26 protein-coding genes are annotated in these 23031 nt (G+C 57.4%); 11 read left to right on the top strand and 15 right to left on the bottom strand.

Translation table 11 applies throughout. The features are described 5' to 3' along the window. The 3 genes from modB to AB4P97_RS10585 all read right to left on the bottom strand — a co-directional run bounded on the left by modB (nucleotide 1) and on the right by AB4P97_RS10585 (nucleotide 2682). Nucleotides 1-681: a molybdate ABC transporter permease subunit gene (gene modB, locus AB4P97_RS10595; RefSeq protein WP_047301428.1), complete on the bottom strand. Its 681-nt coding sequence runs from the start codon at nucleotides 679-681 to the stop codon at nucleotides 1-3. Next, nucleotides 682-1449 (bottom strand): molybdate ABC transporter substrate-binding protein, encoded by a 768-nt coding sequence (modA, locus tag AB4P97_RS10590; RefSeq protein WP_273875585.1) that lies wholly within the window; start codon nucleotides 1447-1449, stop codon nucleotides 682-684. 168 nt (nucleotides 1450-1617) lie between these two features. Next, on the bottom strand, nucleotides 1618-2682 hold the full coding sequence (locus tag AB4P97_RS10585; protein WP_395602618.1) for an NAD(P)H-dependent flavin oxidoreductase: 1065 nt from the start codon (nucleotides 2680-2682) through the stop codon (nucleotides 1618-1620). A gap of 260 nt (nucleotides 2683-2942) precedes the next feature. Between AB4P97_RS10585 and AB4P97_RS10580 the strand changes: the two genes are divergently transcribed. Then, entirely contained in the window at nucleotides 2943-3926 is a 984-nt protein-coding gene (locus AB4P97_RS10580; RefSeq protein ID WP_395602617.1) for an MDR family oxidoreductase, read from the top strand. 14 nt (nucleotides 3927-3940) lie between these two features. Here AB4P97_RS10580 and ada read toward each other — a convergent pair whose 3' ends face one another. The 4 genes from ada to AB4P97_RS10560 form a co-directional block, all read right to left on the bottom strand. Next, nucleotides 3941-5008, bottom strand: coding sequence for a bifunctional DNA-binding transcriptional regulator/O6-methylguanine-DNA methyltransferase Ada (gene ada / locus AB4P97_RS10575; protein WP_395602616.1), 1068 nt, complete (start codon nucleotides 5006-5008; stop codon nucleotides 3941-3943). An 87-nt stretch (nucleotides 5009-5095) separates the two neighbouring features. Continuing rightward, the gene (alkB, locus tag AB4P97_RS10570; protein WP_395602615.1) at nucleotides 5096-5761 is read right to left on the bottom strand and encodes a DNA oxidative demethylase AlkB; all 666 of its coding nucleotides are present in this window, start codon (nucleotides 5759-5761) and stop codon (nucleotides 5096-5098) included. A gap of 41 nt (nucleotides 5762-5802) precedes the next feature. Continuing rightward, the gene (locus AB4P97_RS10565) at nucleotides 5803-5979 is read right to left on the bottom strand and encodes a hypothetical protein (protein ID WP_155401126.1); all 177 of its coding nucleotides are present in this window, start codon (nucleotides 5977-5979) and stop codon (nucleotides 5803-5805) included. Between the two features lie 28 nt (nucleotides 5980-6007). Beyond that, nucleotides 6008-6310 (bottom strand): DUF1883 domain-containing protein, encoded by a 303-nt coding sequence (locus AB4P97_RS10560; RefSeq protein ID WP_042559354.1) that lies wholly within the window; start codon nucleotides 6308-6310, stop codon nucleotides 6008-6010. A gap of 210 nt (nucleotides 6311-6520) precedes the next feature. Here AB4P97_RS10560 and AB4P97_RS10555 point away from each other — a divergent pair, with 210 nt between their 5' ends. Both AB4P97_RS10555 and AB4P97_RS10550 read left to right on the top strand, forming a co-directional pair. Continuing rightward, on the top strand, nucleotides 6521-6877 hold the full coding sequence (locus AB4P97_RS10555) for a hypothetical protein (RefSeq protein WP_042559353.1): 357 nt from the start codon (nucleotides 6521-6523) through the stop codon (nucleotides 6875-6877). A 71-nt stretch (nucleotides 6878-6948) separates the two neighbouring features. Continuing rightward, a complete protein-coding gene (locus AB4P97_RS10550) occupies nucleotides 6949-7179 on the top strand; it encodes a hypothetical protein (RefSeq protein ID WP_042559352.1) in 231 nt (76 codons plus the stop codon). A 3-nt stretch (nucleotides 7180-7182) separates the two neighbouring features. On the opposite strand, the gene AB4P97_RS10545 is transcribed toward AB4P97_RS10550, so the two are convergent. After that, complete coding sequence (locus AB4P97_RS10545; RefSeq protein WP_080896026.1) at nucleotides 7183-7470, bottom strand: hypothetical protein; 288 nt, start codon at nucleotides 7468-7470, stop codon at nucleotides 7183-7185. Nucleotides 7471-7620: 150 nt separating this feature from the next. Next, entirely contained in the window at nucleotides 7621-7806 is a 186-nt protein-coding gene (locus AB4P97_RS10540) for a hypothetical protein (RefSeq protein ID WP_042559351.1), read from the bottom strand. A 258-nt stretch (nucleotides 7807-8064) separates the two neighbouring features. On the opposite strand from AB4P97_RS10540, the gene galU reads away from it, so the two are divergent. After that, nucleotides 8065-8904 carry a UTP--glucose-1-phosphate uridylyltransferase GalU gene (gene galU, locus AB4P97_RS10535; RefSeq protein ID WP_042559350.1) on the top strand — a complete coding sequence of 280 codons (840 nt, stop codon included), beginning with the start codon at nucleotides 8065-8067 and terminating at the stop codon, nucleotides 8902-8904. A gap of 129 nt (nucleotides 8905-9033) precedes the next feature. Then, nucleotides 9034-10392, top strand: a complete 1359-nt coding sequence (gene gorA / locus AB4P97_RS10530; protein ID WP_115146930.1) for a glutathione-disulfide reductase — start codon at nucleotides 9034-9036, stop codon at nucleotides 10390-10392. Here gorA and AB4P97_RS10525 read toward each other — a convergent pair. Further along, nucleotides 10389-11405: a DNA-binding protein gene (locus tag AB4P97_RS10525; RefSeq protein ID WP_042559347.1), complete on the bottom strand. Its 1017-nt coding sequence runs from the start codon at nucleotides 11403-11405 to the stop codon at nucleotides 10389-10391. The genes gorA and AB4P97_RS10525 overlap by 4 nt on opposite strands. A 178-nt stretch (nucleotides 11406-11583) precedes the next feature. On the opposite strand from AB4P97_RS10525, the gene AB4P97_RS10520 reads away from it, so the two are divergent. The 3 genes from AB4P97_RS10520 to ahpF all read left to right on the top strand — a co-directional run bounded on the left by AB4P97_RS10520 (nucleotide 11584) and on the right by ahpF (nucleotide 14917). Continuing rightward, nucleotides 11584-12522, top strand: a complete 939-nt coding sequence (locus AB4P97_RS10520) for a site-specific integrase (RefSeq protein WP_042559346.1) — start codon at nucleotides 11584-11586, stop codon at nucleotides 12520-12522. Nucleotides 12523-12660: 138 nt separating this feature from the next. Next, complete coding sequence (gene ahpC, locus AB4P97_RS10515; RefSeq protein WP_007958941.1) at nucleotides 12661-13224, top strand: alkyl hydroperoxide reductase subunit C; 564 nt, start codon at nucleotides 12661-12663, stop codon at nucleotides 13222-13224. A gap of 130 nt (nucleotides 13225-13354) precedes the next feature. Continuing rightward, complete coding sequence (ahpF, locus tag AB4P97_RS10510; protein ID WP_042559345.1) at nucleotides 13355-14917, top strand: alkyl hydroperoxide reductase subunit F; 1563 nt, start codon at nucleotides 13355-13357, stop codon at nucleotides 14915-14917. A 137-nt stretch (nucleotides 14918-15054) separates the two neighbouring features. Here ahpF and gloA read toward each other — a convergent pair whose 3' ends face one another. Then, nucleotides 15055-15576, bottom strand: a complete 522-nt coding sequence (gloA, locus tag AB4P97_RS10505; protein WP_042559344.1) for a lactoylglutathione lyase — start codon at nucleotides 15574-15576, stop codon at nucleotides 15055-15057. Nucleotides 15577-15714: 138 nt separating this feature from the next. Between gloA and AB4P97_RS10500 the strand changes: the two genes are divergently transcribed. Then, nucleotides 15715-16233, top strand: a complete 519-nt coding sequence (locus tag AB4P97_RS10500; RefSeq protein WP_395602614.1) for a DUF4946 domain-containing protein — start codon at nucleotides 15715-15717, stop codon at nucleotides 16231-16233. Nucleotides 16234-16449: 216 nt separating this feature from the next. On the opposite strand, the gene AB4P97_RS10495 is transcribed toward AB4P97_RS10500, so the two are convergent. The 3 genes from AB4P97_RS10495 to AB4P97_RS10485 form a co-directional block, all read right to left on the bottom strand. Next, nucleotides 16450-16815 carry a histone-like nucleoid-structuring protein, MvaT/MvaU family gene (locus tag AB4P97_RS10495; protein WP_042559342.1) on the bottom strand — a complete coding sequence of 122 codons (366 nt, stop codon included), beginning with the start codon at nucleotides 16813-16815 and terminating at the stop codon, nucleotides 16450-16452. Nucleotides 16816-17049: 234 nt separating this feature from the next. After that, entirely contained in the window at nucleotides 17050-18585 is a 1536-nt protein-coding gene (locus AB4P97_RS10490; protein ID WP_395602613.1) for an EAL domain-containing protein, read from the bottom strand. Nucleotides 18586-18700: 115 nt separating this feature from the next. Next, nucleotides 18701-19573: a LysR family transcriptional regulator gene (locus AB4P97_RS10485; RefSeq protein ID WP_042559340.1), complete on the bottom strand. Its 873-nt coding sequence runs from the start codon at nucleotides 19571-19573 to the stop codon at nucleotides 18701-18703. A gap of 77 nt (nucleotides 19574-19650) precedes the next feature. Here AB4P97_RS10485 and AB4P97_RS10480 point away from each other — a divergent pair, with 77 nt between their 5' ends. Further along, a complete protein-coding gene (locus AB4P97_RS10480) occupies nucleotides 19651-20598 on the top strand; it encodes a DMT family transporter (RefSeq protein ID WP_395602612.1) in 948 nt (315 codons plus the stop codon). A gap of 247 nt (nucleotides 20599-20845) precedes the next feature. Continuing rightward, nucleotides 20846-21922, top strand: a complete 1077-nt coding sequence (gene hppD / locus AB4P97_RS10475) for a 4-hydroxyphenylpyruvate dioxygenase (RefSeq protein WP_042559338.1) — start codon at nucleotides 20846-20848, stop codon at nucleotides 21920-21922. 123 nt (nucleotides 21923-22045) lie between these two features. Here the strand turns inward: hppD and rarD are convergent, their stop codons facing one another. Next, nucleotides 22046-22927, bottom strand: coding sequence for an EamA family transporter RarD (gene rarD / locus AB4P97_RS10470; RefSeq protein WP_042559337.1), 882 nt, complete (start codon nucleotides 22925-22927; stop codon nucleotides 22046-22048). Nucleotides 22928-23031 lie beyond the last annotated feature (104 nt).

Here is a 23031-nt window from a genome sequence, read left to right as displayed (position 1 = left end):
TCAGCTCCAGCCCGCGCGGGTCTTGCGGCTTGAGTACAGCGCGAGCAACACCACAAACGAAAACACCAGCATCGCGCCTGCCAGCCAGTGGGCCTGTGCGTATTCCATCGCCTCAACGTGATCGTAGATTTGCACCGAGACCACGCGGGTTTTGTCGGGGATATTGCCGCCAATCATCAGCACGACGCCGAACTCACCGACGGTATGGGCAAACCCGAGGATGGCCGCCGTGATGAAACCCGGGCGGGCCAGCGGCAGGATCACGCTGAAAAAGGTGTCCCACGGATTGGCGCGCAACGTTGCGGCCACTTCCAGCGGGCGGGTACCGATTGCCGAAAACGCGTTTTGCAACGGTTGCACCACGAACGGCATGGAATAGATTACGGAGCCAATCACCAGCCCGGTGAAACTGAACGTCAGAGTGCCCAGGCCCAGCCATTGGGTGAACTGGCCGAGAAAACCGTGTGGCCCCATCATCAGCAACAGATAGAAACCGATGACGGTCGGCGGCAGCACGAGGGGCAGGGCGACGATCGCCCCGACCGGGCCGCGCAACCATGAGCGGGTGCGCGACAACCACAGGGCAATCGGCGTGCCGATAACCAACAGGATCGCGGTGGTCAGGGACGCCAGTTTCAGGGTCAGCCAGATCGCCGCAAAATCGGCACTCGTCAGCGACATTTAGAGTTGGTAGCCGTAAGACTTGATCACCGCAGCGGCTTTCGGGCCCTTGAGGTATTCAACCAGTGCCTTGGCGGCGGCGTTGTCCTTGCCTTTGCTGAGGATCACCGCGTCCTGTTTGATCGGATCATGCAGGCTGGCCGGTACGATCCACGCCGAACCGCTGGTGACTTTGCCTTCCTTATAGATCTGCGACAGCGCGACGAAGCCGAGTTCGGCGTTGCCAGTCGAAACGAACTGGTAGGCCTGGGTGATGTTCTGGCCTTCGACAATCTTGGTTTTGGTCGCTTCGGTCAGTTTCAGTTTTTCCAGCACTTGCGTGGCTGCCAGGCCGTATGGTGCGGTTTTCGGATTGGCGATGGACAGGTGCTGGTATTCGTTTTTCTTCAGCACCTCACCTTTGGTATCGACATAACCGTCCTTCGCCGACCACAGCGCCAGGGTGCCAACGGCGTAAGTGAAGCGCGAGCCCTTGACGGTATCGCCTTCTCTTTCCAGTTTTTCCGGTGTGGTGTCGTCCGCCGAGAGGAACACTTCGAACGGCGCGCCATTCTTGATCTGCGTGTAGAACTGGCCGGTGGCGCCATAGGCTGCGACCAGTTTGTGCCCGGTGTCTTTTTCGAAATCGGCAGCGATGGCCTGGATCGGTGCCGTGAAATTCGCAGCAACAGCAACCTGCACTTCATCAGCCTGAGCAGCACCGGTGGCAAAAACTGCAAGCAGTGAAGTGAGACAGACAGGGGCAAAACGTGAGGCGCGAATGGTCATGTAGCAGCTCCGTTGAGGGCGGTGCACAGGGCAGCTTTACTCGAGGTGGGCTGCGCCGTTGCGAAGGGGGAAATCGCTATGTAGCGAAATATATAGCGATCCCCACTTCGTGGCGAGAGGATTTATCCTGACGGGCCGCTTGACCTGAAACGCACACCGCGCGCGGTATCAACGCGCATTCAGCTTCGCCAATGCACCCTCGGCCAATTGGCGAGTCAGTTCAGCACTGCTGAGGTCTTGGCCCAGCGTGAATGCCTGGCCTGCCCACAGGTTGGCGAACTGCGCGTCATCTTTTGCACGTAGAGGCATCAGGGCGCCACCGGCCAACGGGAATGCCGGCGCTTTGGCCGACATTGGCCCCATTTCACGCATCACACGATTAAGAATGCCCCGTGCCGGGCGTCCGGTGAAAATGTTGGTGATCGCGGTTTCGCTCTCTTTGGCGGTGCGCAGTGCCTTGTGATGAGAGGCGCTTACTTTCGCTTCCGGGGTGAACAGGTACGCGGTGCCAACCTGAGCCGCTGACGCGCCGAGCATGAAAGCTGCCGCGACGCCTCGCGCATCGGCGATTGCACCGGCGGCAATCACCGGCACTGTCACCGCATCGACTATCTGCGGCACCAGTGCGAACGTGCCGACTTGACTGCTCAAGTCCTCGCTGAGAAACATCCCGCGATGACCCCCGGCCTCGTAGCCCATGGCGATGATCGCGTCACAGCCATTGTGTTCCAGCCAGATCGCTTCATCGACGGTGGTTGCCGAAGAGAGGATTTTTGCGCCGGTGGCCTTTACTCGATCGAGCAGGGATTTCTCTGGCAAACCGAAGTGAAAACTCACCACCTCCGGCCGGAATTCTTCCAGCACTTCGCACGCTGCCGTGTCGAACGGCGCCCGGTTGGATACCGGTGTTGGCGCCTCGAAGTCGACACCCAGTTCGCGGTAGTACGGTTCCAGCAGGTTCTTCCAATCGCGTGCGCGTTGCTCATCAGCGGCGGGTGGCTGGTGGCAGAAAAAATTCACATTGAAGGGCTTGTCGGTCTGTTCGCGAATCGTTTTCAGCTCTTCTCGCAACTGCTCGATGCTCAGCATCGCCGCCGGCATCGAACCCAGGCCGCCAGCGTTGCACACGGCGATCACCATCGATGAATTTGTCGCACCGGCCATCGGGCCCTGAATGATCGGCGATTGAATGCCGAGCAGGTCGAGAATGCGTGTATCTGGCCATTGGCTCATGGAAGCGGACTCCGAACGATGAAACGGGGCAGGGACGGCAAAGCCGGTTTTACCAGCAAAACCAGACTCCGGGCCACTTTGAAATTGTGAACATCACCTGACGCAGGTTCTCAGCGTCGATGAAATACGCCATCTCCATCACCGCCGCCATGAAAATACCCGGGCGATTCGTGGATTGGCTGAAAGTCGAGTGTGGCAACGTGTTGCGATGTGATATTTGAAAGCCATGACCACCTGAAATCCATCCATGAGAGGCCATCATGTTCAACGGTATTTTGATCAATAAAGACGACAGCGGTTATCGCGCCAACCTTCAACAGATCAACGAAGACCAGTTGCCCGAGGGCAACGTGACCGTGGCCGTCGCCTACAGCACGTTGAATTTCAAGGATGGCCTGGCGATTACCGGCAGCAGTCCGGTAGTGCGCAAGTTTCCCTTGGTTCCGGGGATCGATCTGGCAGGCACCGTCGAGGTCAGCTCACATCCCGACTATAAAGTGGGCGATCAGGTGCTGCTCAATGGCTGGGGCGTGGGCGAAAGCCATTGGGGCGGCCTGGCGCAAAAGGCCCGGCTGAATGGCGACTGGCTGATTCCGTTGCCAAACGCTTTTACCGCTGCTCAGGCGATGGCGATCGGCACGGCGGGTTACACCGCAATGTTGTGCATTTTGGCGCTTGAGCGTAATGGCGTGACGCCTGCGCAGGGCGAGGTGCTTGTGACGGGGGCCAATGGCGGTGTGGGCAGTTTTGCCATCGCGCTGCTGAGCAGGCTCGGCTATAAGGTCGTGGCGTCCACGGGCCGGGTGTCCGAGCATGACTATCTCAAGCAATTGGGCGCGACTGAAATCATCGACCGCGCGACCTTGTCCGAGCCGGGCAAGCCGCTGGCCAAGGAACGTTGGGCAGCGGTAATCGATTCGGTCGGCAGCCACACGCTGGCGAATGCCTGCGCCAGTACGCGTGCAGAGGGCACCGTCGCCGCGTGCGGTCTGGCCCAGGGTATGGATTTCCCTGCCTCGGTGGCGCCGTTTATTTTGCGCGGCGTCACTCTGGCCGGGATCAACAGCGTGACTCAGCCAAAAGCGCGCCGCGTGGAGGCATGGGGTCGACTGGCGAAGGATCTGGACTTCGCCTTACTGCCATTGATCAGCCATGAAATCGCCCTCGGCGACGTTATTGATGCCGCGCCGAAACTGCTTGCAGGACAGCTTCGCGGGCGCGTTGTGGTGGACGTCAATCGCTGAAGTGGTACGCAGCTTCAGGGTTGCGTTTCACGCTCCAGCAGTTGCCGTTTACGTTCGACACCCCAGCGATAACCGGAAAGATTGCCATCGCTGCGCACCACGCGATGGCAGGGAATCGCGACGGCCAATCGATTGGCACCGCATGCCTGAGCCACGGCGCGCATGGATGTCGGCGCGCCGATTCGTTGGGCAACGTCGGCGTAGCTGGCGGTGCTGCCAACCGGGATTTCCCGCAGCGCCTGCCAAACGCGTTCCTGAAATGCCGTGCCGCGCACGTCCAGCGGTAGATCGAGGCCGATGGCCGGGGTTTCGATAAAGCCGACGACTTTGGCGATCAACTGTTCAAACCCTGCATCGGCGCCAATAAGATTGGCTTTGCGAAACTGGTCCTGCAGATCACACACCAGTTGGTGAGGATCGACGCCCAACAAAATCGCGCAAACCCCGCGCTCGCTTTGTGCCACCAGAATCGCGCCGAGCGAGCATTGTCCGACGGCAAAACGAATGTCGTTGTTTTGCCCGGCGGCGCGGTAGTCACCGGGTTTCATCCCCAGCAAGTGATCGGCGCTTTCATAGAAACGACTGTTGGAATTGAAACCTGCGTCATACAACGCATCGGTCACTGAGCCGCCGTCTGCCAGGCGCTCACGCACGCGGCGCGAGCGGTGGGCGCTGGCGTAACCCTTGGGCGTCAGTCCGGTCGCGGCTTTAAACACACGGTGAAAATGAAACGGGCTCAGACCGGCCGTTTCGGCGAGTTCATTGAGCGCGGGCAAAGTGTCGGCGGACTCGATCTGCCTGCATGCCAGCGCCACGGTGGCAGCATGTTGCGCGAGCACATCGCTCTGATCCTTGCTGGCCCTTTTGCTCGGGCGGTAGCCGGCGGCTTCGGCCTCAAGCGCCGTATCAAAAAACTCCACATTCTGCGGTTTCGGCAAGCGCGCAAGACTGCTCGGGCGACAGTAGATGCCTGTGGTCTTCACCGCATAGACAAACGTCCCGTCCGCCCGAGCATCCCGCGCAACAACAGCGGCCCAGCGTGGATCGTCTTCAATGTTGGGCGTGTTCGAAAGCGTTTTCATGATGGCTAATCCGTTGACCTGTTTGATTCAGGTTAACCAGCGTTGGTGAACACAACACTCCGGGCCTTGCGGTCAAATTTTCAAGGTTCATCCGGCAACACGAAAAGTCAGATTGATGCGTTGTTCGCCAAGTTGCGGGTGTCGCCCCTGCTTGATTGGTAAAACGCCATGGAAACGCAAACGATCGACACCACCCCAAACCACCATGTCGCCATGCAACAGAGGGATCCGCTGGCTCTTGTCACCACGAGCGAAACCGCCAAACAAAAACATTGCCGGCAAGCCCAGCGACAGCGAAACGATTGGTGCAGCGTAGGCATTTTCGTCTTTGTCCTGATGCAAGGACATCTTGGCGCCGGGGATATAGCGGTTGATCAAGCAGGAATCTGCCTTGAAGTCAGAAAAACCGGCCTCCTGCGCCGCAGTCTCTGCCAGATCGGCAAACACCGGCGGCAGCTCGGGCCAGGGCAATCCGCTGAGTGGATCGACCCTTGAGTAACGATAGCCGATGCGGTCAGTAATCCAGCCCAGTTGCCCGCAACTGCTGGTGCCCACCGACATGCTGAAGCCGCCCGGCGTGACCATGTGGCGGAGTGGGGCGGCGACCAGGACGGCGTCCAGCGCCGGTAGCAATCGATCGGTCAGCGGCAGGGCGAATCCGCGCAGTACCCAAGATTGTTCACCGATCTGTTCCGCGCGGGGCTGCTGTGCGGGTTGGTGATCAGCGAACAGGTCGAAAGTGTGCGGCTGCATAGCGATCACCAAAACCTTGGGGCAGTCATTCTGTTGGTCCGTTACAGCGCTTTGCTGACGGCGATATCGCTGATCACATCTTCAGTCTGCCCGTGGATTGCGTCGAGAGCAGCCTTTGCTTCTTCCGCGGTGCCGTTTTCCAGTTGCGCGAACTCGAAACGGCGCTCGCCGTTGAGCTTGTACTTGATGACGTATTTAGTCGTTTGGGCCACGGTCATGAATACCTGTCTGTGTGGGCGGGGCGGCTCAGCTGAGTTTGGAGCTGGAGCGGCGGATGATCTTGATCGAGTGCGTCAGCGTCGGTTTGCGTGTAACGCTGATTGCCCGGGTGGTGACGGTGTCGATGGTAATGTTCCAGAATCCGGTGCTCGGCGCGGTGATGCGGGCCGGGAACGTGTCGAAAGCGCCGCCGTGGTAAGAGTGACGACCGCCATTTTTGAAGCTGCGGAAGTTGGCGTCGCTCATCAAACGGATGTTGCAGGTTTGCGAGCACTGGATGACGACGATGTCGTCTTCGTTGAGGTGTTCGCGCTGGTGAATGAATTTCATGGGCGCCTCCAGAAGGGCTTTTTCTACAAAATCAAAACGATAGCTTGTAATTGGGCGCAGTTTATCAGCCTGCACAGGTTATTATCTGGCCGTCGGGCGTTGGTTTGACAATTTTGAACAGATATTCGCGATTGGATGCGGGTTAAATGCAGAAGGCCCCGGAGAAAAACGGCATTTGTGCTGTCGGACGGTCTTTAACGGAGGTTTTGTATGAAGTGGGGTGTGGTGTGTCTGCCGTTGGTTTTGGCTATGGGTGGTTGTGCGAACGTTTCCGAAATCAATGAAACGCTACCGACCGTAAGCGTAATCTCTGGCAAGAAGCCTCATGAGTATGCGCAATGCCTGACCGAAAAACTGGCGAACAGCCGCGGCGCGCTGCAGGTACAGCCGCAAAAGGAGGGGGTTCGCGTGATTGTTCCGGGCAAACTGTCTTCTGGTCCCGCCGCCGTGTTTGATATCGAAAACCGCTCCGGCGGTAGCAGCATCAAGCTGCATGAGCGCATGTCCAACGTGCCGGTGCGCCCGCGTGATGTGCGTAACGCTGCCAACGCCTGTATTTCCGGCTGATAGACTATTGGTCATCAGCATCAATGCCGTCACAGTCATGCTGTGACGGCATTTTCATTTCTGGAGTTGCAATGAAGCGAGAGCAAGTGCGGGAACGCCATGCAGAGGGTTTGATCTCTGCCACACATGTCATTCAGAACCCGGCAAATTCCGGAGAATGGATCGTGTTTTTCAAGAAGAGCGCCGGGCGCAGCTATTTCCTGGTGGACGAAAACGACGAAGTCGAGTCTTTCAATCGGCTCGACGACCTGATCGAAGTCGTACGCGGACTCGGGATCAAGTTCGCGGAAATTCACATGTAGCGTCTATTTGCAGACGACTACCACGCTGCGGTTTTTGTAGTTACCGACATCGACGCCCAGTGTCTTTTCGCTTTCCTTCGGCGCCGGTGTGCCGTCAGTGCCGACGATACGGTAGCCCGTCCCTGCGCATGAGGCGTCAGCCTTTTCATAGCAGGTGGCCCAGGAATTGGCTTCGCCGGAGCAGTCGATGGTCAGCCCCTGTTCGCCGTTGTTCAGGGTGGTCGGTTGGGACGTGGCGCAGCCGCTCAATACCAGTACCGCGATCAGTGGCAAAAATCTGTTCATGTTCATAGTTGTGTCGTCTTCAGCGGTGGGGGACTAGACGCTCTGACAGCGCCGGTATGAAAAGGTTATAGCGATTGGCCACTTGTTTTCGACGGTCGTGTGTCAGGCACAAAAAAGCCCTGCTCGACGGCAGGGCTTGCGGCGCTTGGCAGCAGATCAGTCCTGATCTTTGCCGCGGCGCTTTGCCGATGCAGGGGTGTCAGTGAATACCGACGCAACATCAGTCGCCATCTGCTCGCTGTCGAAAGGCCCGGCAACGTGTTCGCCATTGGTAGTGGTGAGAGTCCACTTTCCGTCTTTCTTGTCGATCACATACCCGTTGATGATTTTTACGGCGGCCATCTAATCTGTCTCGTTCGCTGGTTCAAAGTCGCCATGATACCGGCAAAATGTTCACAACGGGGGCGATGAGCGTATGGTAATCCTGCTCGTCGGTCACTTTGCGCTACGCTGGGTGATGGTCTGCAGATGTCGATGGAACTATCGGCGAGAATATTTCTCTATTTTGGCATCGGTCAGCCAGTGCGGGGCATTGTAAGGTGCACGCCGCCTGATTAGACTGCGCCGAAACTCGTACACACAGCCTTTTCAAGGACTTATATGATCAAGAAATGCTTGTTCCCAGCAGCCGGTTACGGTACTCGCTTCCTGCCAGCGACTAAAGCCATGCCTAAAGAAATGCTGCCGGTGGTAAACAAGCCACTGATCCAGTACGGCGTTGAAGAAGCTCTGGACGCTGGCCTGACTGAAATCTCGATCGTTACCGGTCGTGGCAAGCGTGCACTGGAAGACCACTTCGACATCAGCTACGAGTTGGAAAACCAGATCAAAGGCACCGACAAGGAAAAATACCTGGTCGGCATCCGCAAACTGCTGGACGAGTGCTCGTTCTCCTACACTCGCCAGACCGAAATGAAAGGCCTGGGCCACGCCATCCTGACCGGGCGCCCACTGATCGGTGACGAGCCGTTCGCCGTGGTGCTGGCGGATGACTTGTGCGTCAACCTCGAAGGCGACGGCGTACTGACCCAGATGGTCAAGCTGTACAAGCAGTTCCGCTGCTCGATCGTGGCCATTCAGGAAGTTGATCCGCAAGAAACTCACAAATACGGCGTGATTGCCGGTGAGATGATTCGCGACGACATCTACCGCGTTCACAGCATGGTCGAGAAGCCAAAGCCGGAAGATGCGCCGTCGAACCTGGCCATCATCGGTCGCTACATTCTGACTCCGGACATTTTCGACCTGCTTGAGCAGACCGAGCCAGGCAAGGGCGGCGAAATCCAGATCACCGACGCCCTGATGAAGCAAGCCCAGAACGGCTGCGTAATGGCCTACAAGTTCAAAGGCACGCGTTTCGACTGCGGTGGCGCTGAAGGCTACATCGACGCGACCAACTTCTGCTTCGAAAACTTCTACAAGACTGGCAAGGCTTACTAAGAGCGCTTGATCCATCTGTAAGAGAAAGCCACCTTCGGGTGGCTTTTTCATTATCAGCCCTTATATGGATGGCAGTGCTTGCCCAATGGGTGTCTACAGGTATGCTGATCGCCTGCCGAGGAGATAGAAATGGCCTACGATTTTGACCTTTATGTAATTGGTGCTGGTTCCGGTGGAGTTCGCGCTGCGCGGTTTGCGGCCGGTTTTGGTGCGAAAGTGGCGGTGGCTGAGAGCCGTTATCTGGGCGGGACCTGCGTCAACGTGGGTTGCGTGCCGAAGAAGCTGCTGGTTTACGGCGCGCATTTCGCCGAAGAATTCGAGCAGGCGTCCGGTTTCGGCTGGAGTCTGGGTGAGGCGAATTTTGATTGGGCGACGCTGATCGCCAACAAGGATCGCGAGATCAATCGCCTCAATGGCATTTATCGCAATCTGCTGGTGAACAGCGGTGTGACCCTGCACGAAGCTCACGCGAAGATCGTTGGTCCGCATGAAGTCGAAGTCAATGGTGAGCGCTTCACTGCAAAAAATATCCTTATCGCTACGGGTGGCTGGCCGCAGATTCCAGAGGTTCCGGGGCGTGAGCACGCGATCGGTTCCAATGAGGCTTTCTTCCTCAAAGAACTGCCCAAGCGCGTATTGGTCGTGGGTGGTGGTTACATCGCGGTCGAGTTTGCCGGGATCTTCCACGGCCTCGGCGCCAACACCACATTGCTGTACCGCGGCGATCTGTTCCTGCGCGGCTTTGATGGTTCGGTACGCAAGCACCTGCAAGAAGAGCTGACCAAGCGCGGCATGGATCTGCAATTCAATGCCGACATCGCGCGCATCGACAAGCAGGCGGACGGCAGTTTGAAAGCCACGCTCAAGGATGGCCGAGTGCTGGAGGCCGATTGCATTTTCTACGCGACCGGTCGCCGTCCGATGCTGGACAACCTGGGGCTGGAAAACACTGATGTTCAGCTCACCGATAAAGGTTTCATCAAGGTCGATGAGCAATACCAGACCACTGAGCCGTCGATTCTGGCGCTGGGTGACGTCATTGGTCGCGTGCAGCTGACGCCTGTGGCATTGGCCGAGGGCATGGCGGTGGCGCGGCGTCTGTTCAAGCCGGAGCAATACCGTCCGGTGGATTACAAGATGATCGCGACGGCTGTGTTCAGCCTGCCGAACATCGGTACTGTCGGTTTGACCGAAGAAGAGGCGCGTGAAGCGGGTCACGATGTGGTGATCTTCGAAAGCCGCTTCCGGCCGATGAAGCTGACCCTGACTGAATGTCAGGAGAAAACGCTGATGAAGCTGGTCGTCGACGGCAAGACTGACAAGGTTCTTGGTTGTCACATGGTCGGTCCCGACGCGGGCGAAATCGTCCAGGGCCTGGCGATTGCGCTGAAGGCTGGCGCGACCAAGCGTGACTTCGACGACACGATCGGGGTGCACCCGACGGCCGCCGAAGAGTTTGTCACCATGCGTACACCGGTCGGCGCTTAAGCGTCTTTCGGTTTGGCCGAGTCTGGCGCTGCCGCAACGGTAGCTGCCAGGCGAAGGCTGTCTTCCAGGCTCGCTTGAGCCTTGGTCAATTCCTTTTCCAGTGACTGATTGAGTAGCGTCTGCTCCTCGACGCTCTGTTTGAGTGTCTGGCTTTCCAGTGTTGCTACGCGCAGACGTTCCTGGAGGAGGGTGCGCTCACTGTCAACGCGGGTGGCTTGCTCCAGCAATTGATCCTGGCGCTGGTTGCTTTGCTTGAGCTGGTCTTGCATCAGGCTGAGTTCGCGTTGAGTGCCGCGGTTCTCGGTGAGCAAGCGCTCGTTGTCGCGATGCAGTTGGGTAATTTCATCCTGGCGCACCATCGCGCTTTGCTGCGCCTGACGCAGCTCTGCCTGAATTTGCTGCACCTGGCCTTCGTGGCGGCTCTGTTCCTGCTCGCGCTGCTCCTTGGTGGCGTTGCGGTAGTGCTCCAGCGCATCGCGGGCGTGCAGGTGCTTTTCTTCCAGTGAGCGGATCTGCTCGTCCTTGTCCTGCAAGCGCAATTCAAAGTCGGCCAATGCCTGATTCAGACCGGCATTGCGGGTTTGCTCGGTTTGCAGCATCGAGCGGGTGTTGCTTAGCGCCTCGGATTCACGCTCCAGTGCGGCGCCTTGAATGTCGTGCTGGTGCTCCAGTTGTTCCAGTGCCTGGCGCACCTGCTTGAGCTCTGATTCGAGCGCGTCGCGCTGTTCCTCAAACTGCTCGCGAGCCTGCTCGATGGGCTCTTGGGCCTGCTCCTTCAAGCGCTGGGCGAGACGCGAAACCAGCGCTGTCAGCTCGTCGTCGATGGGTTCGGCTGAAGCTTCGATCGGCTGAGCGCCGTCATCCAGCTCTTTGAGATAGCGATGGATCGTGGTTTTCGAACCGGTATTGCCCATTTCAATGCGTACTGCATCGATGCTTGGGTGTTCGCCGCGGGCCAGGATTGCTGTGCGCGCAATCTGGACCAGCGCTTTGGTAATGCCGCCACGGGCCATGTGAACTCCTACGATTACGTACTGTGGTACATGCCACTAAAGTGCGCAGTGTACCACGATGATAATAAAGTTAAATCTTTGACATTTAAGAGGCGGGATATACTGGTATTACCCAGTGTCAGGCGGCAAAATGCGTTTCGGACACCCTTGAATCAGTACGCCAGCGAGAAAACAGCCCATGAGCGATCTGGATCGCTACCTGCAAGCCGCCACCCGTGACAACACCCGCCGCAGCTATCGCGCCGCCATCGAGCATTTCGAAATAACGTGGGGTGGGTTTCTGCCGGCCACAGCCGACAGCGTTGCGCGGTATCTGGTCGAGCATGCGGGTGTGCTGGCGATCAATACATTGAAGCTGCGGCTGTCGGCACTGGCGCAGTGGCACAACAGCCAGGGTTTTGCCGACCCGACGAAAGCGCCCGTGGTGCGCAAAGTGTTCAAAGGCATTCGGGCGCTGCACCCGGCGCAGGAAAAACAAGCCGAGCCTTTGCAGCTGCAGGATTTGGAGAGAGTCATCGATTGGCTGGAACAGGAAGCTCAAACTGCGAAGGCGCAGCAGGATCGTCCGTCATTGCTCAAGGCTTATCGCGATCGCGCGCTGATTCTGCTGGGCTTCTGGCGTGGCTTTCGCAGCGATGAGTTGTGCCGCCTGCAGATCGAGCATGTGCAGGCGCATGCCGGCAATGGCATCACCTTGTATCTGCCGCGCAGCAAAGGCGATCGGGAAAACCTCGGCCAGACGTATCAGACTCCGGCACTGCTCAAGCTATGCCCGGTGCAGGCGTACATCGACTGGATCAACGAAGCGGCACTGGTGCGCGGCCCGGTTTTCCGTAGCATCGATCGCTGGGGCAATCTGAGCGAAGAGGGCTTGCACGCCAACAGCATCATCCCGTTATTGCGCCAGGCGCTGGAACGCGCCGGGATTGCCGCCGAACGATACACCAGTCACTCGTTACGCCGCGGCTTTGCAACCTGGGCCCATCAAAGTGGTTGGGACCTGAAATCGTTGATGAATTACGTTGGCTGGAAGGATATGAAGTCAGCCATGCGCTATGTTGAAGCCAGCCCATTCCAGGGGATGGCTCGGATTACGGATAAACCGGTTTCGCCCTAGATATCGTTTTCTTCTATTAATACAGTCTGCTAATAGCGAAAACAAATCAGCAGCATCAGGTTTGCCAATGAGCCATCCGTCGAGTGAGTGGGTAGGATTCACCCCATCAACTTCATAACCACTGACGGAGAGTCATCAATGCCTATCATCAACAGCCAAGTAAAACCGTTCAAAGCTACCGCGTTCAAAAACGGCGACTTCGTTCAAGTCTCGGACGCTGACCTGAAAGGCAAGTGGTCGGTCGTATTTTTCTACCCAGCCGACTTCACCTTCGTTTGCCCAACCGAGCTGGAAGACCTGGCTGACAACTACGCTGCTTTCCAGAAGCTGGGCGTAGAGATCTACAGCGTTTCCACCGACACCCACTTTGCTCACGCTGCCTGGCACAACACTTCGCCAGCCATCGGCAAAATCCAGTACACCATGATCGGCGACCCGACTCAGGTTATCTCCCGCAACTTCGACGTGCTGATTGAAGAAGCTGGCCTGGCTGACCGTGGCACCTTCGTGATCAACCCTGAAGGCCAGATCAAAATCGTTGAACTGAACGATGGCGGCGTTGGCCGTGACGCTTCCGAGCTGCTGCGCAAGATCAAGGCTGCTCAGTACGTTGCTGCTCACCCAGGCGAAGTTTGCCCAGCCAAGTGGAAAGAAGGCGAGGCCACTTTGGCTCCGTCCCTGGACCTGGTCGGCAAGATCTAAGTCTGTGACACGCAACTCAGGGCGGAACTCCGCACCTACTTAAGTTAGCTGCACCGCCCAATAAAACGCCCGGGCGAGATTCGCTCGGGCGTTTTTTTATGTCTGAAACAAACCAAAGGAAATCGCCCGTATGTTGGACGCCAATCTTAAAGCCCAGTTGAAATCGTACCTGGAACGGGTCACCCAGCCGATCGAGATCGTTGCTTCCCTCGACGACGGTGCGAAATCCCGTGAAATGCTGGACCTGCTGAAAGACGTTGCCAGTCTTTCGAGCCAAATTACTTTGATCGACAGCGGTGACGATGCTCGCAAACCATCGTTTTCGATCAACCGGCCGGGCGCCGATATCAGTCTGCGTTTCGCCGGCATCCCGATGGGCCACGAATTCACCTCGCTGGTGCTGGCCCTGCTGCAAGTCGGCGGCCACCCATCGAAAGCCAGTGTCGAAGTCATCGAGCAGATTCGCTCGCTCAAAGGCGAGTTCAGTTTTGAGACGTATTTCTCACTGTCCTGCCAGAACTGCCCGGACGTCGTTCAGGCGCTGAACCTGATGGCGGTGCTGAACCCGAACATCCGCCACGTCGCCATCGACGGCGCGCTGTTCCAGGACGAAGTCAACGATCGCAAGATCATGGCCGTGCCGAGCATTTACTTGAATGGCGAAAACTTCGGCCAGGGCCGCATGGGTCTGGAAGAGATCCTCGCCAAACTCGACACCGGCGCCATCGAGCGTCAGGCTGAGAAAATCAGCGCCAAGGAAGCCTTTGACGTGCTGGTGGTCGGCGGTGGGCCGGCCGGTGCTTCGGCGGCCATTTATGCCGCACGTAAAGGCATCCGCACTGGTGTTGCGGCTGAGCGTTTCGGCGGTCAGGTGCTGGACACCATGGCCATCGAGAACTTCATTTCCGTGCAGGAAACCGAAGGGCCGAAACTGGCCACGGCGCTGGAGGAACACGTCAAGCAGTACGACGTCGACATCATGAACCTGCAACGCGCCGACAAGCTGATCCCGGGTAAAAATGGCGAGCTGCATGAAATCCGTTTCGCCAGTGGCGCGACCCTCAAAGCCAAGAGCGTGATTCTGGCAACCGGTGCGCGGTGGCGTGAAATGAACGTGCCGGGCGAGCAGGACTATCGAAACAAAGGCGTGGCGTACTGCCCGCACTGTGATGGCCCGCTGTTCAAAGGCAAGCGAGTCGCGGTGATTGGCGGTGGTAACTCTGGCGTTGAAGCGGCCATCGACCTGGCCGGTATCGTGGCGCACGTGACGCTGCTGGAGTTCGATGTGCAGTTGCGGGCCGACGCCGTGTTGCAACGCAAGCTGCACAGCCTGCCGAACGTTACCGTGATCACCAGTGCGCAAACCACTGAAGTCACCGGCGACGGCCAGAAGGTCAACGGCCTGCGCTACAAGGATCGCAATACTGACGAACTGCGCACTATCGAGCTGGAAGGGATTTTTGTGCAGATCGGTCTGCTGCCCAATACTGACTGGCTCAAAGGCACCATCGAGCTGTCGCCGCGTGGCGAGATCATTGTCGATAACCGTGGCGAGACGTCGATCCCGGGCATCTTCGCTGCCGGTGACGTGACCACTGTGCCGTACAAGCAGATCGTGATTGCAGTGGGCGAGGGCGCGAAGGCTTCGCTGAGCGCGTTCGATCACTTGATCCGAACTTCGGCTCCGGCGTAAACGCCAGGCCTGAAAAGACAAAACCCCATGAGTGATCATGGGGTTTTTTATTGTGCTTGAAAATGCAGCCCCTCACCCCAGCCCTCTCCCGAGGGAGAGGGTTAGGGTTAGGGTGAGGGTGAGGGGCTTTTCGCCTTTCACATCGGCGCAGGCTGAATGATCTCGACCCAGTAACCATCCGGATCCTTGATAAACGCCAGGCTTTTCATGCGGCCATCGGTCAGGCGCTTCTGGAAGTCACAGCCCAGCGCTTCAAAACGCTCACACGCTGCCACGATGTCCGGCACCGAGATGCAGATGTGGCCGAAACCACGCGGGTCGGTGTTGCCATTGTGATAGGCAAAATCAGCATCGTTTTCGGTGCCGTGATTGTGGGTCAGTTCCAGAATGCCCGGGATCGACTTCATCCATTCGGTGCGAGCAGCGGCGTCGGCCGGGATCTGCGCTTTGTCGACCAGCGCCAGGAAATACAGGCTGAATTCCGCTTCCGGAAAGTCGCGCTTCTCAACCAGCGAGAAACCCAGCACGCGGGTGTAGAAATCCAGGGACTTGGTGATGTCCTTGACGCGCAGCATGGTGTGGTTGAAAACGAAATTGTGGGTTGCGCTGTCTGGCGTGGCGGTAACGCCGGGGAAAGTGTTCAGTTCGTGCAGGCTCATGGGCCCTCCAATAACTATGGGCGAGTGATTGGCGCAATGATACGCATGCCTGCCGGCATCGCCAAATGAAAGGGCAGGCTTGCCGTGCGCGCGGCCGGGGCTCAGACTTTGCGGCTCAATCTTCGAGTGCGTCCGGTAATGATCCGACTGTTTAAAACCCCGTTAGTTTTCTTTGGCTTTTTTCTGTGCACCGCTACTGTGTTTGCCGAAGAACCGAGCATCACCTGGCCCGCAGGCTGGCAGGTGGAGGCGCTTGCCGACACCGCGCCGCAGGTTTCTCGCCAGCGGGGGGTCAAGAACGATGCCGATGGCAATCAGGTAATGGTGATGGAGTTGACCATGACTCAGGTTGAAACGGGTCATCAAGTCAATTTACTGGGTGTTTTGCTGGAAATGCGCAAGTCGATACAAAAGGACTTTTTCAAGGGGGGCTATCAAAGTGTCTGCAACAAGGTGCATCCGACGACGCTCGGTTCTTTGTCTGCGTTGGAGACGACTTGCACGGTGACCGAAAACGGTCGGCATGTGTTATCGCAAACGCTGGTAGCGGCGGTCGCGGCGGATAAGGCTTATGTTCTTTCCTATGCCGGTCAGGCCGAGGCTTATAAGGCGAGCGCAGAAGAGATAGTCGCGGTGAGAAACAGCCTGAAACTTTAACCCACTGTACTCATCTCGCCGGGTTAGATACCCGAAGGGATTAAGCACAAAGTTTAACGTTGGTGCCGCTCGCAACATGATGCAGCAGAATGTTTAGGTTTTTGGCTCGGTAGCGTTACACAAAAATCGCAACTTGCTCGATGAAATTCATTTCATTTGTTAGATATTGTCAATAAAAAAAGCCCTGCATCATGCAGGGCTTTGGTGGGAGCCGGATTAACCGCGCAACCAGGAATCAACGGTGCCTGCACCATACTCTTCCTTCCAGGCTTTCAGGCCACGGTGGTTGCCGCCCTTGGTCTCGATCAGTTCGCCGGTGTGCGGATTCTGATAAACCTTGACCACGCGAGCGCGGCGGGTTTTAGGCGCTGCAGAGCTTTGCAGTGCGGATTTTGTCGGATTCGGATCGAGAATGGCGATGATGTCTTTAAGGCCCTTGCCGTAGCTTTTCATCAGCCCCTGGAGCTTTTCTTCGAATTCGATTTCTTTCTTGAGCCCGGCATCGTTCTTCAGCGATTCCAACTGCTTGAGCTGTTCCTGAAGGGCCTTTTCAGCTGCACGAAATTCAGCGAGTCTGGACAATATCTTTACTCCAATAGTGTATTTGGCTGATACCAACCGCAAACAAAGCTTAAAACTGGAGCCTTGTAGCGACTCGGTGATAAGTGGCTCGCCTGCCAGTCTTTGCACAGGCAAGAAAAATTGTAGTTGTTAATGCGTCAGGAGTAAATCCTGATGTTGTCCTCATGTAACCGCAGTGGTTTTTTGTATCATTTTCGTGCGCCTTGTCGGCGTATCTCGCTTAAGTCCATTTAGTTAATGGTGACTTAATGCACTAATGAAGTCTGCCGCCGGCATGGGTTTGCCGTACAGATAGCCTTGCAGGAAGTTAACGTTATGCGCGGTCAGATAATCCGCTTGTGCGTGTGTTTCGACACCTTCGGCAACAATGCCCAGATCAAGCTTGGCCGAGAGTTCGATGATGGTGTCCAGAATGTGCCGCGAAAGCGCGTCAACGCCGATCATGGCCACAAAACTCTGGTCGATCTTGAGGAAATCCACGTTGAATCTTCGCAAGTAACCGAGGCTTGAGTGCCCGGTGCCAAAGTCGTCGATGGCGATCTTCACGCCCAGTCCATGCAATTGCTCAAACAGCTGCTGCGTGATCTCGGTGGGCTCGATCAGCTCGCGCTCGGTCAACTCCAGCACCAGACTGACGCTGTCGGGCGCGAAGGATGCGAGAAACTCACGGCAATCTTTGACCAGTGCCAGATCCCGGCAATGACTCGCGGTAATGTTGATACCGATGTGAAACGGCGCGGCAAAGGTCGATGACCGGGGCCCAAGTAACGCCGCTGTTTGTCGCATCAAGGCGCGGGTCATCGGCACGATCAGCCCTGAGTGCTCGGCGAACGGGATAAACAAGTCCGGGCGCACAAGGCCTTCCTTGGGGTGATTCCAGCGCATCAACACTTCAGCGCCTGACCATTTCTTGCTGTCGCCGTGCACCACGGGCTGGAAGTACGGAACGAACTCGCCGGCTTCCAGGGCACGAAGCATTTCGTGGCTCGGCGAAGTCGAGCGCTTCTGCACGACGTGGCCGATGGCGCCCGACACCACACCAAAGAACATCAGCAGGCTGAACAATGGTGGGTACTGTTCGGCCATGTAGCGCCAGGTTTCACCCTTTGGAAAACCGGCCGAGACGCTGAACGCATACCGCGAAGAGTCCAGCATGGTGTGCGCCACCGGCAGCGCGGGCAGCACGCCCTGGCGAACCTGGCCATTGGCTGACATCCAGTTATCACCCACCTGCAATAACAGCAGTGTGTGCCGGCCGATCAGTCGCAGCATGTTGCTCAGGTGATAGCCATCCAGTGTCGTCAATGCACCACCGCGACCATCGCTGAGCCGGTACACCAGCAGCGCGGTGTTGGGTGTGACCGGATTGCCGTTCATCAACCACAACTTGCCCTGAACATAGTCGCCTGCTTTAACGGCTTCCTTGAAGTCGCCGAACAACGAACTGCAATAAAGATTGTTGTCCCACACCAGATTGGTCGAGCGCACAAAAGGGCGGCGGGTTACCTGCTCGCGCAGGGCCAGTTTGGCGTTTTCACACGGTTGACCGGCCAGCGGCAGTAAATCCCGGGCCGCCTGGGCTGTGCTGTCAAGCATCAACTCGAACTGAAGCAACGCCTCTTCGGCCGTCTTCTTTGAACTCTGCGCAAGGGTGCGCTCGGCCTGCATGTACAGAATCACGCCACCCAGCAAGACTGGCAGCAGCGCGCAGAGCAGGGTGATAGCGATGCGCACGCTATGTTTACGGCGAGGTCTGACGGTCAACGGCATGGGCGCATCCTGTCGCGAATAAGTGAGGCGCCCGACATCAGACCCGGCACCGGTGCACCGCTGAAAAACACTTCAGCCAGTGGGCAGGATAGATGGCAGATGACACTTGCGCCGCTCATTGCGGGTTAAGTCGTGATGCCAGCTCGATAAAGGCCAGCGCCGCCGGTGATGCCTGACGCTGGTCGAGGACGGCGAGACCGACCTGGCGTTTAACTGCCGGCGACAGCGGTATTTTTACGTAACCGGGATGTGGCGAGTCCGGCAGCGAACCTTCGGCAATCACCGTGATCGCGTCGCCGCGGCTGACCGTCTCGAGCGTACTGAGTAATTGCGAGCAACGATAACGAATGTTCGGTTGCAGGCGTGCGGCGTTGAACAATCGCGACACCAGTTCCGACGACCCTGCCTCGGTCAAAATGAACGGATCAGCGCAAAGCGCTTTCAGGCTCAGCTCGGATCGTGTTGCCAAGGGATGCGCCGCGGGGAGCAGGGCGACCATCTGATCTTCGATCAAGGCAAACGTGTCGAAACGTTCTTCGGGCAGCACCACAAAACCGATGTCGATCCGCCGCTCTTCCAGCCACTGAACGACTTGCCGATCCGGTCCCTCATCAACATGCACTTCGATGCCCGGGTGGGCCTGGCGATAGTGCTGCAGAATATTGGGCAACAACTTGATCGATGAGGTTGGGCCGAATGATCCAATGCGCAGCGTGCCGCGTTTCATGCCGCGGGCATCGGCGGCTTCCTGGCGCATCGTATTGGCCAGGCCGAGCATGGCGCGGGCGCGCAGCAGCAATTGCTCGCCGATATCGCTGAGTTCCACTTGCGACTGATGCCGGCGCAGCAGTTCGACGCCAAGTTCCTGCTCCAGCAACTTCATTGCGTGAGACACCGCCGACTGTGAAATCCCTAACTGATGGGCGGCGAGAGTGAAACCGCGCAGTTCGGCCACCTGGGAGAAAATCTCCAGTTGAGTGAGGGTCATGAGTGTTTGCTCATTTTACGATGATCGGGAATGAGGCGAATGATACGTCATCTTTCCTTTCTCCCGTTTGGAGTGTCATGCGAAACGTTGAGCAAACCCACACAACCCACTGCGCAATGCGGGTCTATCTGACATTGGCGGCAGTCACCATGATATGGGGTGGAACATTTGTTGCCGGGCGTTTTCTGGCCGGTAGCCTCAGCCCGATGTTCGCGTCCAGCCTGCGATTTTTGCTGGCCAGCGTCGCGTTACTGGGTTTTTTATGGCTGGCGCGGATCCCGTTGGCGCGACCTTCGGTGCGGGAGTGGCTGCAACTGGCAGTGCTGGGGTGCTTCGGCATCTTCTTCTACAACCTGTGCTTCTTTTATGGTTTGCAGTACATCAATGCTTCGCGAGCCTCGTTGATTGTCGCGTTGAATCCCGCGGTGATCGGCCTCGCTTCCTGGCTGCTGTTCAAGGAGCGCCTTGGGAGCATGAAAGTCGCTGGCATCGTAATCTGCATTGTCGGCGCCGGGCTGGTGATCGTCAGTCGTAATCCGCAATTGCTGGCTGCGACGCCGGACGCGTGGATCGGCGATTTGCTGATTCTGGGGTGCGTGCTCGGCTGGGGTGTTTATTCGCTGTTTTCCCGTCGCCTCAACCAGACGATCGGCCCAGTGCAGACGGTGACTTATTCGATCCTCATCGGCACGGCAATGCTCTGGACGCTGGCAGCGGTGCGCGGGGAATTGAGTTGGGCTGGGCTGATTGAACTCGGCACACCACAGTGGCTGAGCCTGTTCTACCTTGGTGTCCTCGGCTCGGCACTGGCCTATATCGGTTACTACGATGGCATCCGCAAAATAGGTGCAACCCGCTCCGGCGTGTTCATTGCCCTGAATCCATTGACTGCAGTGATTCTCGGTGCCTTGTTGCTCGGCGAACAACTGACGCTGGCCATGGGGCTGGGGGGCGTACTGATCCTGGCGGGCATTTACCTGTGCAACAAACCCCTTGCACCGGCGCCAGAAAAGCGGATTTTATAGAGAGGGCAGACAACCCTATTTACGCTGTGTAGAATCGGGTTACGCATACAATAATAATTCGTCTTCTGGCAGCAGAAGCCTCGCCCGCAAGAGCCTTGGGTCGACAATGAAGATATTCGGGTTTCAACTGATCTACGGTGACTTTCTCGCCCGCAGTGTGCGTGGCATCTCCTGTGCGCCACCCAGCTACCTCAGCATGACTGACAAATAACCCTGGTTAATTGATAAGAAATGATGAGGCGTCACCATGGCAGATTTATACGAAAACCCAATGGGCCTGATGGGCTTTGAGTTCATCGAGCTTGCATCGCCGGTCCCTGGCACTCTGGAGCCGATCTTCGAGATCATGGGCTTCACCAAAGTCGCCACCCACCGTTCCAAGAATGTGCACCTGTATCGTCAGGGCGCGATAAACCTGATCCTCAACAACGAACCGAACAGCGTGGCTTCCTACTTCGCGGCCGAGCACGGCCCGTCGGTGTGCGGCATGGCGTTCCGCGTCAAGGATTCGCAGCAGGCCTACAAGCGCGCGCTGGAAATCGGCGCCCAGCCGATCCACATCGAAACCGGGCCGATGGAGCTGAACCTGCCGGCGATCAAAGGCATTGGCGGCGCGCCGCTGTACCTGATCGACCGTTTCGGCGAAGGCAGCTCGATCTATGACATCGACTTCGTGTTTATCGAAGGTGTTGATCGCAATCCGGTCGGTGCCGGCCTGAAGATCATCGACCATCTGACTCACAACGTGTATCGCGGTCGCATGGCTTATTGGGCGAACTTCTACGAGAAGCTGTTCAACTTCCGCGAAATCCGCTACTTCGATATCAAGGGCGAATACACCGGCCTGACCTCCAAAGCGATGACCGCGCCGGACGGCATGATCCGCATCCCGCTGAACGAAGAGTCGTCCAAGGGCGCCGGGCAGATCGAAGAGTTCCTGATGCAGTTCAATGGCGAGGGCATCCAGCACGTCGCGTTCCTCTCCGATGACCTGATCAAGACCTGGGATCACCTGAAAAAGATCGGCATGCGCTTCATGACCGCGCCACCGGAAACCTATTACGAAATGCTCGAAGGGCGTCTGCCGAACCACGGCGAGCCGGTTGATCAACTGCAGTCGCGTGGCATTCTGCTCGACGGCTCATCGGAGCAGGGCGACAAGCGTCTGCTGCTGCAGATCTTTTCGGAAACCCTGATGGGCCCGGTGTTCTTCGAATTCATCCAGCGTAAAGGCGATGATGGTTTCGGTGAGGGCAATTTCAAGGCACTGTTCGAATCGATCGAGCGTGACCAGGTTCGCCGCGGTGTACTGGCGACCGAGTAAGCGATAAAAAAGCCTGGCTTCGGCCAGGCTTTTTCAGGTCAAAAGATCGCAGCCTTCGGCAGCTCCTACAGGGGATTTACCTTCCAAATGTAGGAGCTGCCGAAGGCTGCGATCTTTTGCTTTTCAAGGTCTGCGCTGTCGCATCAGATGTTTAAACCCTTCAAACACCAGCACCACAACCGCCAGCCAGATCGGAATGTAGGTCAGCCATTCGCCTGACTTGATGCTTTCGCCCAGGATCAGCGCGACACCCAGCAGTAACACCGGCTCAACATAACTCAACAACCCAAACAGACTGAACGGCAACAACCTGCTGGCAATGATGTAAACCACCAGCGCCGAAGCACTGATCAAGCCGAGCAGTGGAATCAGCCACATCAACCCCGGATATTGATTGAACACGTCCAGGCCTTGCTCACCACTCTGCACAAACCAGTAAGCGACCGGCAGCATCAGGGTCATGTCGACCCACAGCCCGCCGAGGTGGTCGGTTTTCAGGTATTTGCGCAGCACGAAGTACAGCGGATAGCCGACCACCACCACCAGCGTCGCCCAGGAAAATCCGCCGACCTGATACAACTCGTTCAACACGCCCAGGCTTGCAAAGAACACCGCGACCTTTTGCAGGTACGACAGGCTCTCGCCGTAGGCAATCCGCCCGGTCAGTACCATGGCCAGCGGCAGCAGGAAGTAGCCCAGCGACACGTCGAGGCTGTAACCGTTGAGCGGTGCCCACATGAACAGCCACAACTGCACGCCGAGCAGCGCTGACGAGACGACCAGCCCCCCGATGAGTTTTGGCTTGCCCGCCATCAGGCGAATCAACTCCAGCACCCGCCGCCATTCGCTGGAGACCAGCATGAACACCGTCATGCACGGCACCGTCAGGAGCATCCGCCAGCCGAAAATCTCCACGCCGCTCAACGGGGTGAGCAACGAAGTGAAGTAATACATGACGGCAAACAGCACCGAGGCTGTAACCGATAAAGCGATACCTTTAGACAAACTGTCCTCGCGGGTGGGTGATCAAACGGGGCGCGAAGGATACGTGGTTTTTGTGCTGAATATTGCTCGAGTGCTCGATATTCCACACATCCGTCATGACGCCG

The sequence above is a fragment of the Pseudomonas sp. A1230 genome (genome assembly GCF_044218825.1).
In the GTDB taxonomy this organism is placed as follows: Bacteria; Pseudomonadota; Gammaproteobacteria; order Pseudomonadales; family Pseudomonadaceae; genus Aquipseudomonas; species Aquipseudomonas iridis.
Note: the sequence above shows the minus strand (reverse complement) of the source record. Positions and strands in the feature narration are given on the sequence as shown.